Source organism: Nostoc sp. C052 (assembly GCF_013393905.1).
Taxonomy (GTDB): Bacteria; Cyanobacteriota; Cyanobacteriia; order Cyanobacteriales; family Nostocaceae; genus Nostoc.
This window is the reverse complement of the sequence record NZ_CP040272.1, coordinates 74906-88927: the sequence shown is the minus strand read 5'-3', so window position 1 is coordinate 88927 and position 14022 is coordinate 74906. Positions and strand designations below refer to the sequence as shown.

Below are 14022 nucleotides of genomic sequence, written 5' to 3'. Positions count from 1 at the left end.
CGTATTTTTGTTACAAATTTAATTTTTTTATAATATAAATAAGGAGTCAATAATGCACATCAAATCTCAACCCGATCCCATCCGCTTAGAAATATTCAAAAATCTCTATCAGTTTATTGCCGAACAAATGGGAATTGTGTTGCAAAACACAGCCACATCAGTGAATATCAAAGAAAGGCTGGATTTCTCCTGCGCTATTTTTGACTCATCAGGATTATTAGTAGCAAATGCCCCCCATATTCCTGTACATTTAGGCTCAATGAGTGAAAGTGTCCGCAGTTTAATTAACGATAAAGGCGACACCCTAAAACGAGGAAACGTCTATCTATCTAATAACCCCTATAACGGCGGAACCCACCTACCTGATGTAACTGCAATTACCCCTGTATTTTTAGAAAGTAGTGAAAATAATCCATCCTCAATGCCCATCTTTTTCGTTGCTTCTCGCGGACATCAAGCAGATATTGGTGGAATTACTCCCGGTTCAATGCCTCCCCACAGCACCACAGTAGAAGAAGAAGGAATTCTTTTTGATAATTTTCTCTTGGTTGAAGAGGGAAATTTTCGAGAAACCGTAGTCAGACAGCACCTCTCAAATCATACTTATCCTGCTCGTAAACCCGACCAAAATCTAGCCGATTTTAAAGCCCAAATTGCCGCAAATGAACGGGGAGTTCAAGAACTTTCTAAAATGGTTGCACAATACGGAATTGATACTGTTCAAGCTTATATGACATTTGTGCAAGCTAATGCTGAAGAGTTTGTGAGACGTGCGATCGCAGTTCTCAAGGATGGCTCATTTACTTATAAAATGGATGATGGGGCACAAATTCAAGTTAAAGTAACGATTCACCCAGAAAACCGTAGTGCTACCATCGATTTTACTGGGACTTCTCTACAACTAAATAGTAATTTTAATGCTCCCAAAGCTGTAACTCAAGCAGCAGTTTTATATGTCTTCCGTACTTTAGTTGATGATAATATTCCTCTCAATGCTGGGTGTCTTAATCCTCTAGAAATTATTATCCCAGTTGGCTGTATGCTCAACCCAACCTATCCAGCCGCAGTAGTCGCAGGTAATGTCGAAACTTCTCAAACTATTGTGGATGCTTTATATGGTGCTTTGGGTGTTATGGCCGCTTCTCAAGGAACGATGAATAATTTTACTTTTGGTAATGAGCAATATCAATATTATGAAACTATCTGCGGCGGTTCGGGTGCAGGAATTGATTTTGATGGCACTGATGGCGTCCATTCTCACATGACAAACTCTCGTTTGACCGATCCAGAAGTTTTAGAAACCCGTTATCCTGTACTTTTAGAAAGCTTTAGTCTTCGTCCCGATAGCGGTGGCAAAGGAAAATATTCGGGTGGTAATGGAGTTGTTCGCCGCATTCAATTTCTAGAACCTATGACAGCTAATATTCTCTCTGGTCATCGGGTTGTTCCTCCCTTTGGATTAAATGGTGGCGAAGCAGGAAAAGTAGGACGCAACTGGATACAACGTCAGAATGGAATCGAAGAGAATTTAGACAGCACAGCAACCGTAGAGATGAAAACTGGGGATGTTTTTGTGATAGAAACTCCTGGCGGTGGTGGTTTTGGTAAGTTATCTTAATAATCAAAAATTGCTATAAGCTGGCTTTAACTTCCCCAGAAAATCGAGCATAGCTGAAACCACAGCATCCGGCGACTCAATCAAGAAACCATGACCACCACGTTCGACGACTACAAGTTCAGCATTGGGAATGCCTTGAGCAAGTTGCTGGGAAAACTTGAGCGGGGTGAGAATATCTTGTTTACCAACCATAACTAAGGTAGGACAATGAATTTGTTGGAGGCAGTCTATTGTGTCACTGCTAAGAATGGCTTGGCTGTGATGATAAAGTGAATGAGTTGCAGGTGGGAAAGGATATCTGATCGCAAATTCAATCAGACCTTCGATCATGTCAGGAATTGAGTAGAAAGCATCTGTAAATATCCAGGGCAATATGACTTTTTCATAAAGTTTTAGGTCTACATTACTAGGAAGTTCGCCCCAAGTCTCGATGATGCTGTTGAATAAGGCATCACCTTTTGCCAAAGATGAAAGTAGCATCAGACTTTTTACCTTTTCAGGGTGTGCTAATACTAGTTCTTGGGCTATCTGACTACCCATTGAATGGCCTGCTAGATGCACCCGATCAATTCCAATGCGATCGAGCAATGCTGCAACGTCACCAGCCATCTGCTTCAGACTATAGGGGCTTTCGGGAGCAGAACTTCTCCCCATACCTCGGTTATCCAAGCGAATGACTTGATATTGCGAAACCAGCGATGGCATAATCAGCGACCAATAAGCATGATCGCAAAGAAAGCCAGCTATTAATAGCAAAGGCTCACCTGTTCCCTTAATGTCGTAGAATAAATCAATCCCGTTAATCTGAACCTTGGGCATAGTAAATAATTCTGCTAAACCTTATATTTTAAACAGGGATAGACAAGGCTAAATTCCTACGTCTTGAATTTCTCATCCACCGGAATTTGATAGCCGTTGGCCAGGCGATTGGTCATATTGGCTGTAGCTGCGATCGCCATTAGTTCCCCGAACATAGTATCATTCATACCCTTGGCACGTGCTGCCGCTGTGTGCGAGGCGATGCAATACTCACAGCCATTGGTTGCACTCACGGCAATATAAATCAGTTCGCGCATCAGTGGATCAATTTCACCAGGGCTAACCATCACTTCCTTTAACGTTTGCCACGTTCGTTGTAGTGTGGGCGGATGGTTGGCTATAGCTTTCCAGAAGTTATTAATATAGTCATTCTGACGTGTAATGCGGATGTCGTCATACACAGCACGTACTTCGTCGCTGGCTTCTTCGTATTCGATCAGCTTAGTCATGTTTTGATTCACTTTAGACAATTATGAGGCAGGGGACAGCAGTAGATAGTTATCACACTTTATTAGTATCCACTGAACGGTGAACTTTGAGTATCAAGAAAGACCGCAAATTATTAACTTCAAAATTCTGATTTATTTTCCAATCATCAAGACAAGTAACGGGTTCATTTGAACCTGCCAAATAAGCATAAAACATAGGAGTGAAAATTAATTCTGCGTTGCTTGAAATCCTTGGTAGGGACAATTCATGTAGACGCGGATCGGCTTCCCACAGGGTATTGTCCCTACGTCATTTTCACTCCTATGTCTATAGTTTAATTAGATATTTGACAGCATAAACTAAACACTATATTCCAAGCTTAATTACTATTGACACAACGGATTTTACTTTAGCTTGTTATAAAAAACATCATATCTTAACACTCAACGAGCTAAAGAAGAAGTAGATATAAATTTATGAATAGATTACTGAAAGAACAAAAATAAAACTTACGTAGGAATAATTGTAAATAAAATGACTAAACCTAATAACAAGACTACCCTTCAAGAGGAAAAAGATTTAGGGACTTTTATAGCCCAGGCTACTACCACAGACAGATGGCAAACATTGTCGTACCAAGCCCCAATCCTACCTATACATGCCGCCCTACTTCGTACTGGTAAAGTATTATTTTTCTGTGGCTCAGGTAACGATCCCAATCATTTAAATACTCCATACGACAGTGTGTTATGGGATGTAAACAGGGGAACCTTTACCCGTCAAGCGCCTCTATTGAATAATAATCAACCTATTGACATTTTTTGCGCTGGTCACTCCTTCACCCCTGATGGGATGTTAATGGTTGCGGGTGGAACTCTACGCTACGATCCATTCTATGGTTCACCCTTTGTTCTGATGTTTGATCCCATTACCGAGCAATGGATCAAGAAGCCATCAATGCATAGTGGTCGCTGGTATCCTAGCCTGTTAACACTAGGCAGTGGTCGGATATTAGCCGTGTCTGGGCTTGGTGTAGATGGTAATCTCAACAGACAACCAGAAATTTATTCTTCGACATTTGCAAATGGTTGGAACACTTTTCCAGCAACTAGTGCCTTACCGCAATACCCACATCTGTTTCTACTAAGTAATGGAAACATCTTTTATTCAGGCGCTCGGATGGGCGGCAGTGCGGTGACACCAAGGATATTAACTCTGCCAGGAACATTTACACAACCTATTGTAGAAAAAGTGGTGCCAGGGCTGCAAGACCCAGCTTTTGGCGATCAAGCTACCAGTGTACTTTTACCACCTGCACAAGACCAAAGGGTAATGATTATGGGTGGGGGTAGTGGTAATACATCAACAAACAGGGTAAATATTGTAAATCTAAAAGCTACTAACCCAACTTACGTAGGATCAAGGAATCTAAAATATGGTCGGAAGCATCACAGCGCAGTTTTATTGCCCGATCGCACAGTGTTTGTTTGCAATGGTAGCAAAATGGATGAAGACACAACACAATCAATGCTACCAGCAGAAATCTACAATCCAGTTACAAATAGCTGGACAGCAGTAGCTAGACAAAATGTCCCCCGCGTATATCATTCGGTGGCCTTATTGCTGCCAGATGGTAGGGTAGCCGCAGCTGGAGGCAACCCTCTACGCAGGGTCAGTGAACTGCGATTAGAAATCTACAGTCCTGCCTACATATCGCGATCGCGACCAATTATTCAGAGTGCCCCTCAAGCATTGAGCTACGGGCTGCAATTTACAATTCAGACACCCCAGGCTACGAATATTAAATGGGTTAGCCTGATTAGACCAATGGCAACCACTCATTCCAGCGATACAGAACAAAGGTTAGTGGATTTACCCATTAATTTTAGAAATGCGACTTCTCTGAATGTCACGGTAACAGACAATCGAAACATCGCACCACCAGGCTGGTACATGCTTTTTATTAGTGACAACAATGGCACACCATCAGTAGCAACCTGGACGCAACTATCTTAGCCTTACCTGTTTATATTCACACTGCTACCTAATAAAAGTCATTAAATTCTAGGAGGATAAATATGGGCTACAAGCTATCACGTCGGCGGTTTGGCCAGTTGGTACTCGCTGGAACTGTAGTATCTGGGTTTAGTTATTTAACTAACAAAGCCTTGGCGCAAACGCCTTTAAATATTGTTGGTATAGGCTCTACCTCTATCATCACCACTGACCAAACGGTTATTCCAGAGGTAAACACTACTGAATTCGAGCGCACTGACCAAAACAGTGTATCCACAACAGATATTCAGCCTGTAGGACTTGTTTTGCAATCCTTAATTACAGGAAAGGCTCAGTTAATTACTGATCAAAGTACACCTTTATTAGAGCCTAATGAAATATTGAGTGGTTTTACTTCTTTAAGCGATGGCACACTTGTTCTAGCAATTACTCCTGTTACGACTAGTAGGAGACAAGCGACAGCTACTCGCATTACATTTTTGGGTACGCCTGTAAAAACTTTGACAGTCTCAGGACTTAAACAGAATCAACAGCTTGGGAGCTTACTAGGGACTAATGATGGGCGACTCATCGGTTTAGTAGGTAACAAGAACGGTACACCACCGATCAGATTGGTAGATATTAACCTTCAAACAGGAGAGATAAGTTCTATTAGTCAGGTTAAATTCCCGAACGATGAACGAGTCAGCAATCTCGCTGAGTGCCCAGATGGAAAACTCTATACGTCTTTACTTGGATTTGATGGTAGTACAACTTTGGTGCAGCTAGACTCAAATCAAAAAAGGCCGATTGTACTGGCACAATTGAAAGTTGATGGTAAAGCATGGAATAATGGCTTACAAAACTTAGTTTGCTCTGGAACAGGTCAACTCCTCGCCTTTGGAGCTATGAGGTATCAGACACCTAATGCTGTATATAGCATTGATAAAAACAGTGGAAACATGACTCGGCTAGAAGACTTTGATGTTACCCAGATTGCGCTTGCTCGTGGTTAAAAGGAATTGAGCCGATATCTAACAAAAAAGTACCAAGCCCTCAAAGCAAAACGAGGGCTTTTTATTGCGATCTCTATTGTGAAATCGAGACTACAGCTTCCGGTTGATAGCGGATGCCTGCTTGCTTAAAGCGATGTAAAACTTCACCCAAGCGATCGCAGTCGGCAATCAAACTGATCCTGACGTAACCTTCACCTGCAACCCCAAAGGCATTACCTGGAGTCAAAACAACACCAGTTTGCTGCAACACGTTCAGGGCAAAATCTGTGGAACCAACGCCCACAGGACATTTTACCCAAAGATACATTGTCGCCTTGGTTTTGGGGATATCCCAACCCAACTCCCCTAACCCATGAATCAGGAAATCGCGGCGGGTGCGGTAGCGTTGTTGTACCTCGTGTAAATACACGTCTGGCAGTTGTAAAGCTGTTTCGGCTGCTGTTTGTAAGGCGGCAAAAATGCCGTAATCCAAGTTAGTTTTTAGCGTCCGCAAACCTTGAATGACATGGCGATTGCCCACCACAAAGCCGACGCGCCAACCAGCCATATTGTAGGTTTTAGATAAGGTGTGAAATTCCACACCAATATCTTTCGCACCAGGAATTTCTAACAAGCTGGTGGGTTGATAACCATCAAAAGCTAACTCGGCATAACACAAATCATGCACCAGCAAAATTTCGTATTTACGGGCAAAGGCGACGATTTCTTCAAAAAATTCGCGGGGTGCGGTGGCGGCGGTGGGATTGCTGGGATAGTTGAAATAGAGAATTTTAGCTTGTCTAGCAACCTCGTCAGGAATGGCAGCTAAATCAATTAACCAGTCATTCTCTGGTTTGAGAATCAAACTGTGGATTTTGCCGCCTGCGATCGCCGGGCCTCGGAAATGTGCGGGATAAGCGGGAGAAGGAACCAGAACTAAATCACCAGGGTTAACGTAGGCGAGTGCTAAATGGGTTAATCCTTCTTTAGAACCCAGCAGTGGCAAAGCTTCGCTATCGGGATCGAGAACCACACCATAACGGCGATGATACCAGTTGGTGATGGCACGGCGGAAACTGGCAGTGCCCTCAAAAGGCGGATAACCATGATTGGCGGGATCTTTTAAAGCGGCGATCGCCGCTTCTACAACTGGTGCTGGTGTCGCACCATCGGGGTTTCCCATACCCAAATCAATTAAATCTAACCCTTGTTCCCGTGCTTTAGCTTTGAGTTCATCTAAACGGGCAAATACATAAGGTGGTAGTTTTTGTATGCGTTCTGCTGGGACAATCCAATTTAAACTCATTCTTCAACCTCGTCACTCATTCCCTTGGGCGAAACTCGATTTGTCGTATCTCTACTATCTATAGGTGCAGTGGTAGAAACCATTGCTGCCATCAGCTGTTCCAACGCGACTTTAAAGGGTAGTCGATGGATGTCAGAATTAGGAATTAGCGCAATTTCGGCAGCTGTTTGCAACTCGCCTAATGTAATATTGCCCAATCCCAAATCACTTAATTTTTGGGGTAGTCCAATTTCTGTGTAGAACTTTAACAACTGTTGTCGTGCCGATGCTGCTAATTGATTGCCTTGGAGCATTTCTTCTAAACGCAGTTGCACCAAAATCCCAAAAGCAACCTTTTCGCCGTGAATACTACCATGCCCTGAAATATGAGTTAAACCGTTATGCACGGCATGGGCGGCAACTGTGCGACACTGCGCCCCTCCAAGTCCCCCAACTACCCCAGCCAGTAAAACAGTTGCGTCTACAACTTCTCGCCAAACTTCACTACCTGGTTCTTTTAAGGCGGCGGCTGACTTTTGCAAGAGGATATCTCGCAAAACTCGCGCTTGTTGCACTGCGGCAATAATTAAAGTGTCTTGCAAATGTCCACTGCTAACTGAGGCTTCATACCACTTAGCGATCGCATCACCAATTCCAGCTATTAAAGTATGTTGGGGTGCAGTTTTAATTAAGTCATAATCGAGAATCAGTAAATCGGGACAACGAGATAACCCGACATCGTAGAGAAACGCCCCATCTTCCGAATAAACATTCGATAAAGCACTCCAAGCTGCACAAGTAGCCCCGGAAGTTGGAATTGTCACCACTGGCAACTTTAACTGCTGCGCGACTAATTTCGCTGTATCTAAGGCTTTGCCGCCACCAACACCGATAATTACATCAGCTTTATGTTCTTTCGCCGTTTTCTGTAAAGATTTCAGAGTAGCTTCGCAGCAATCTGCACCATAAGAAGCTTGAACAGTATGTAATTGTTGTGCTTCTAAAACGGGTTGTAAATTTTCTTGGCTGATGGCGAGAGTAGACTTACCTGCCACAATTAAAGGACGACTTCCCAAACAGGCAATCTCTGCTGCGGCTGCTTGCAACACCCCAGAACCACGGATTACTTTTGCTGGGGAAACTGTCAGCGTCAATAATGAACTAGAGGTTTGAGTAGACAAAGAAGGTTGAGTAGAAATTTTATTGGACATATAATCTAGTTTGCCAAAACCTTGATATTTCTTAATCAAATAGACTGGTAATCAGGGATACTTGTTGCCAAGCTGATACTGACTCATCTAGATTTGAGCCAAGTAATGAAATAGACAAACCCTATTGCCGACGACTGATTGAGTAGTTTGACAACGTTGCTTGAATCTATAAATGTCCATTAACCTGAAATTCCGAACTATCAAAGTTTTGAATAACCGTATAACTAATTAACATTACCATTGTCAGATTCTCAAGAAAAGCAATTGAGAATTGATAATGTGTAAGTGGTCATGCTATTTCATGGAATTCTGAGCTACAGATACATAATTAGGGGTGTGCGACTATATGCCGCAACAACTGATTGATTTACCGCCAAGACTTGTGAAAATGGCAACAGTGGTAATTAGGACAACAACTAACAAATCACAACTGTCAGTACCCATTACCTGCACGCTGATTAACCTTTTACCACAGTATAACCACTAAAGTGTGAATATCTTAATCTAAAAATAACCATTAATGTATCAGTAAATACAAAATAAATTTTGTCATCCTGATAACAGGTAAATTAATTTTTTCTCTGGGAATTGGGGAAGAGGAGGCAGGGGGCAGAAGGCAGGAGTTCTTTAATTTTGAATTTTGTTAGCGCAGCGTTAGCGAGTCTGCGAGCGTCATTTTGAATTGATTCCTCCCCTGCCCCCTGCTTCCTAAGCGGTAGGTTTTGGTAATTGGGCGAAATTTTCTGTGTAAATTTTGACTGTTACTGGGGAATTTTGATGAGAAACGAGCGATCGCTTGACCTCTCCCAAGTAAACTGGTACAGAAATCCCTTCTTCTGGGTGGATAATGGTACGGGCGCGAACTGTCAAATTTTCGTCTTCTCGTGTACCAGAACGACCATAAGAAAAGAGATTACTAGCTGCTTGACGTAAAGTTGCTTCTAATTCTGTGGGTGTAATTTTGGGTGATGTGGCAATCACCGCTTGCGTTGACCCATTATCATAAACTAGAGTGTAGCGTACTGACCCTGGAATCACAGTCCGACTCAAGGGCACTATTGAGAGTGCAAATAAACCACTAGTCAGTACCACCATAAAGCCAGTCGCACCCACCAGCCGAAAGCGAATGCCCCATTTGAGAACAAAAGCCAAAAATGTTAAGGCAGCAGCTACTAGGGTAGCTATACCCATCCATTGGGTGTATTGAAGAAAGTTAGCTGTTGTGAGCATAAGATTGGTTAGTGAGGTGTCTTTTTTTGTTACTGACACACCCATTTTACCGAGAGCTTACACCGATTATTTGTGAGATTTCACAGTTCTCCAAGAAAAACCTAAGTAAGTCGGTGAGAAAAATTCAATGTATATGAAGAAATATAGCGGACTTTGCCTGTGTAGCCGCGAATTCCATTCGCCAAGGCTTTTCTAGAACAGTATTGGCTCACCAGAAACGATATGAGAATTTTGAGATGTCTGCAACCTAGTTTGAACACTATCGATGATTGCCAACCAATCAGCATCTCTGTTCCATTTTGAGTCAATTCGGGTTTTAGTCGCCGCGTCGTAGAGGTTACAAAAAACCACATTTTCTTCTCCAGCAGTTGCAGCGATAATCAGGGGCTTGGAAAAGTCTTGGACTAGCGATACAGCTAACAAAAAACTTTTAGAAAAGTTCGTTTCTATTCCAGTCCTAACAATATAAATTTCATCCGCTCTAACAACGATATCTAATTTAATATTGTCCTTATCTTTAAATTCTTTTGTCGTTAATTTAAGTTCAGATATATAACCCGTCAGTCCTTTTTGTTGTACAGGAATAGTCATTTTATTATTGATATCATAGTTATACCAAAGATATGACTCCCCACTTAATTCTCCTTTTTTCACATACAAATAGATAGGTTCTGGCGGGTTACAAAGACCTAGCTTAACTTCAGTAACCATGTTTTACATTCCTTGATGAAAGATAAAAATTTTTCAGATATTCTGTAAAATTCAATATTTTTTAAATTATGTTTAACCGAAGAAAAATAATAAATATACAAAAGGGCACCTACAAGAGATGCCCGTCATGCAGGAAAACCCCAAAGGGTTGTCCCTACACCTTCCCAACAATCAGCAACAGTGACTAATTAGGTATTAGTCACACTCACAGTCACAGACGTGAATATAGCAATATTATTAACTTAAAACGCTAGATGTCCCCAGTGCATACACGGAAAAAACTAATAGCTAATTTTGATGAGATCCTAGCCTGTCTTGTTGGTTATAACGATGTATCACTCCACAAATGGCAGCCACAATTAACCATGAAAGCGCATTCAAACGAAAATCGAAGAGGGTGACATCTACTGTATTTAATAAAATCCACCCACTAAAGGCCAGAAGATAACTGAAAAATATTAATCTGTCCCCTGTATTTATATATTTTGACTTTTGCAGTAATTGGACACCTGTAATCAAAATCCAAGCTAGTAAGCCACAAAATAACGACGCATTGAGAAAACCAGTTTCAGCAGATAACATCAAAAACAAGTTATGGGGATGACCCAAAGGAATCTGCATCTTTGCGTTGTAAAGTGTACTAAAACTGCGTAATCCCCAGCCAGTCAAAGGATGTTGTTGAGCTAAAGACCAGGCAAACTCCCACTGAGTTTTTCGCATTAAAGCGACTGGTCTATCTGGATACATATCGTCATTTATTCTGGCCCAAAAGAATGCAGGCACTACCCAGCGAAAAATCTGAGCGACTGGTGAGGGAGCAAAAGCTGCCAGAAGTATGCTAAAAACGATCGCAGCAACACCACCGACAAGAATGCGCCAACCTTGGTAAAGTGCATAAGCTAAACAGGCAAAAATAGCGATCGCCCACCCATTGCGTGAGTTGGTAAAAATCAAGGCAATGAAATCCGCAATTACCGCTACAGTGAGGAAAAGAAAGGGGACTGGGGATTGGGGAAGCAGAGGAAAAGTTGCAGTAAGTCTTTCTCCTCTGCCCCTCTGCCCCTCTGCCCATTGTTCAAGCCACAACCCTAGACCAAGGATGAAAACTATTGTTAGATAAGCTGCGAAGGTATTAGCGTGCAGGAAAAATGAGGCGATACGACCTGGGGGGTTTCCTCCTGGTCTGACTGTCCAACTCAACACAACCCACAAAATCTCGAACTTAAAACTCCAGCCTAAAAATAACTGTCCGAAGCCGATAATTACTACTGGCATGGAACCAATTACCAAAGCCCAAGCCATTTGCCGCAATTGGGCAAATGTTTGAATTAGAGCGCTGTGGGCAGCGAAAAGTAAAAAGAATGGTAAGAAATTAAATAAACCGAGGAAAGCTGCTGTCTTATCTTGGGCAAAGCCAGCACTCACGATCAGCAACACACTCAAAAGGGCAAATCCCCAGTTGAGGGGGCGGCGATTAATTTTGCGGGATTGTTTCAGCCAAGTGATTAATGAGACAAAACCTACAGTCACAGCCCCTACTAAAGGACTCAATGGGAAGATTAACAGTGCCCATAGAGAGTAGTTCCAAGAAGATTGCCAACGAGATTTGAAATAGTCAAAAACCTTGTTCAAGCTGGCTCCCAACATTCCTCACGAGTGAGGCGAATTTGAGCTAAGGCAAAGATGGTAGGGATGATTCGACCATAGTTAGTAGCGATCGCTCTCCAACCTAAATCCGCAAAAAACCAAGTCCACATGATCGGCCCAATTACAGCAAACATCGTGCGGGCTGCCCCATAACGAGCTGCACTCACTGTCATACCCCGTTGCGCCATTTGCATTGCTACATAGCTTTGGAATTGCGTTGCAGCTGCTTCTGAGCCTGTAATTGCCGCTTGTTTTGCTACTTCATAAGTAGCAAAGTGGATGGCAAATTGACGGGCAATTTGCTTAAGTACAAATGGCTGGAGAATAGCAGTAACAGCGATCGCACTACCGCCTTTGAAAAGCAACCCTAAGGGGTCAGGCTGCAATAAAAGTGGTAGCGGTTCTTTTAGTTCTGATGTGATCAGGTGACGCTGCACTCGGAGAGTCAATTTTTGTTTTTCCTGTTCAGGTAATTTTTTCCACACCTGTCCTAGTAGATGTAAAAATACTTCTGCTTCTAAATCAATAGTTGCCAGCTGATTAGAATAGGAAATTTTTAGATACTTACATACTTGAACTAACGCTTGTCGGTAAGTTACCTGGCCTGTGCGTCCCCGTAATACCGTCACTCCATCTGCCGCCAAAAACCGGAAGCGGCCCTCTAGTGAATCTAACCAAGCTTTGCGGTCTTGGCTTTGAATTTCGATCGGTTCGGGTGTGTGTACATAGTCTAGGGGATTGAACTTACGACTAAATAGAATTGCCGTTAAGTCTTGCAATTCTTCTTCGGTCGCTAACTCTAGCGCCGCCCTCATTTCATCCAATTTCCCATCCTCCCTTCCGTGCAGCTTTCTGTACCTTATTCTACTATTAGCTTTCAGCAGTCATTAGTAATAATTTTGTCCTTTGATAATAACTAATGACCAATAACTAATAACCAATGACTAGGGACTATTGACTCATGACTGATATTGCAGTAATTGGTGCCGGAATCGCCGGTTTAGTCTGCGCCCAGCAGTTAAGTCAAGCTGGATATTCGGTGGTAGTGGTGGAAAAGTCACGTGGTTTGGGAGGAAGACTGGCTACACGCCGCTTGTATGGAACTTGGGCGGATCATGGGGCTTGTTACCTGAAGCCAAAGGGTGAATTGTTAGGACGTTTTGTGGAAATTTTACAATCGCGCCATATCCTCGAAGTCTGGACAGAGGAAGTTTACGAACTCACAGCAGGCGCTTCTATATCTGAACCTAAAAACCGTAGTCCGCGTTATGTTGCGCCTGGGGGAATGAGCGCGATCGCTAAATCACTCGCTCCCGGTTTAGAAATATTACTGAATCAGCGTGTCATTGCTATTACCCCAACTCCCGAAAATAGTTGGTGTCTGACTCTGGAATCTAGTAACGAAGAATTAACTGCCGAAGCGATAGTTCTTGCTATTCCTGCACCTCAAGCTGTGACGCTATTGGAACCGTTGGGTGAGAGTGTATTGGATGCAGTTTTTCTTGATAACTTGCGTTCTGTAGAATTTTATCCTTCGATTAGTGCGATCGCTGGATATCCTTCTACATCCCAACCTCTCCCCCAGTGGAAAGCTTTAACTTTTGTAAATGATGCTGATTTAGCATGGATTGGTTTGGACAGCAGCAAGCGTCCTAATCCCCAACAACCACATTTTGTGGTGCAAAGTAGCGCTGATTTTGCCCAACGTCATTTAGAAGCACAAGATTTACAACCTGCTGGACAGCTGATGTTGCAAAAAGCAGCTGAATCTCTGTCTCTTCCTTGGCTAAATACTCCCGAATGGATGCAGGTACATCGTTGGCGTTATGCCTTTCCTAGCCGTCCTTGGCACGAAGCTTTTTTGTCTGCCGGAACTCCTTTACCTTTAGTTTGCTGTGGTGATTGGTGTGGCGGCAATCTTGTAGAAGGTGCGATGCATTCTGGATTAGCTGCGGCTAATGAAACTAATAATCAGTTGCGTCATCTACCTTTAGACAATGTGAACTTTTTAAACGTTTTTGCCCGATCTTTTAATCTATCGCTAGACTGATTTTGCACTATAGCGATTCGCTATTTTTCTGA

Annotated in this window: 13 protein-coding genes; 5 read left to right on the top strand and 8 right to left on the bottom strand. The window is 42.7% G+C overall.

All coding sequences use genetic code 11. The features are described from left to right. Nucleotides 1–52: 52 nt before the first annotated feature. Nucleotides 53–1618, top strand: a complete 1566-nt coding sequence (locus tag FD723_RS00405) for a hydantoinase B/oxoprolinase family protein (RefSeq protein WP_179063589.1) — start codon at nucleotides 53–55, stop codon at nucleotides 1616–1618. Between the two features lie 3 nt (nucleotides 1619–1621). On the opposite strand, the gene FD723_RS00400 is transcribed toward FD723_RS00405, so the two are convergent. After that, complete coding sequence (locus tag FD723_RS00400; protein WP_179063588.1) at nucleotides 1622–2437, bottom strand: alpha/beta fold hydrolase; 816 nt, start codon at nucleotides 2435–2437, stop codon at nucleotides 1622–1624. Between the two features lie 56 nt (nucleotides 2438–2493). Beyond that, a complete protein-coding gene (locus tag FD723_RS00395) occupies nucleotides 2494–2886 on the bottom strand; it encodes a carboxymuconolactone decarboxylase family protein (protein WP_179063587.1) in 393 nt (130 codons plus the stop codon). A gap of 514 nt (nucleotides 2887–3400) precedes the next feature. Here FD723_RS00395 and FD723_RS00390 point away from each other — a divergent pair. Continuing rightward, a complete protein-coding gene (locus tag FD723_RS00390; RefSeq protein ID WP_179063586.1) occupies nucleotides 3401–4882 on the top strand; it encodes a galactose oxidase-like domain-containing protein in 1482 nt (493 codons plus the stop codon). A 62-nt stretch (nucleotides 4883–4944) separates the two neighbouring features. Further along, the gene (locus FD723_RS00385) at nucleotides 4945–5877 is read left to right on the top strand and encodes a hypothetical protein (RefSeq protein WP_179063585.1); all 933 of its coding nucleotides are present in this window, start codon (nucleotides 4945–4947) and stop codon (nucleotides 5875–5877) included. 73 nt (nucleotides 5878–5950) lie between these two features. On the opposite strand, the gene FD723_RS00380 is transcribed toward FD723_RS00385, so the two are convergent. After that, nucleotides 5951–7162, bottom strand: a complete 1212-nt coding sequence (locus FD723_RS00380; protein WP_179063584.1) for an aspartate aminotransferase — start codon at nucleotides 7160–7162, stop codon at nucleotides 5951–5953. Further along, on the bottom strand, nucleotides 7159–8352 hold the full coding sequence (locus tag FD723_RS00375; RefSeq protein WP_179063583.1) for an iron-containing alcohol dehydrogenase family protein: 1194 nt from the start codon (nucleotides 8350–8352) through the stop codon (nucleotides 7159–7161). The genes FD723_RS00380 and FD723_RS00375 overlap by 4 nt, the downstream gene beginning before the upstream one ends. Before the next feature lie 346 nt (nucleotides 8353–8698). On the opposite strand from FD723_RS00375, the gene FD723_RS00370 reads away from it, so the two are divergent. Continuing rightward, entirely contained in the window at nucleotides 8699–8839 is a 141-nt protein-coding gene (locus tag FD723_RS00370; RefSeq protein ID WP_179063582.1) for a hypothetical protein, read from the top strand. Between the two features lie 221 nt (nucleotides 8840–9060). Here FD723_RS00370 and FD723_RS00365 read toward each other — a convergent pair whose 3' ends face one another. The 4 genes from FD723_RS00365 to FD723_RS00350 form a co-directional block, all read right to left on the bottom strand. After that, complete coding sequence (locus tag FD723_RS00365) at nucleotides 9061–9582, bottom strand: Ycf51 family protein (protein ID WP_179068968.1); 522 nt, start codon at nucleotides 9580–9582, stop codon at nucleotides 9061–9063. 192 nt (nucleotides 9583–9774) lie between these two features. Continuing rightward, nucleotides 9775–10293, bottom strand: coding sequence for a hypothetical protein (locus FD723_RS00360; RefSeq protein ID WP_306297007.1), 519 nt, complete (start codon nucleotides 10291–10293; stop codon nucleotides 9775–9777). Between the two features lie 288 nt (nucleotides 10294–10581). Next, nucleotides 10582–11940 (bottom strand): O-antigen ligase, encoded by a 1359-nt coding sequence (locus tag FD723_RS00355; RefSeq protein WP_179063581.1) that lies wholly within the window; start codon nucleotides 11938–11940, stop codon nucleotides 10582–10584. Then, nucleotides 11922–12764, bottom strand: coding sequence for a hypothetical protein (locus tag FD723_RS00350; protein ID WP_179063580.1), 843 nt, complete (start codon nucleotides 12762–12764; stop codon nucleotides 11922–11924). Before FD723_RS00350 ends, FD723_RS00355 begins: the two co-directional genes overlap by 19 nt. Nucleotides 12765–12901: 137 nt before the next feature. Here FD723_RS00350 and FD723_RS00345 point away from each other — a divergent pair, with 137 nt between their 5' ends. After that, nucleotides 12902–13990, top strand: coding sequence for an NAD(P)/FAD-dependent oxidoreductase (locus tag FD723_RS00345; RefSeq protein ID WP_179063579.1), 1089 nt, complete (start codon nucleotides 12902–12904; stop codon nucleotides 13988–13990). Nucleotides 13991–14022: the final 32 nt, after the last annotated feature.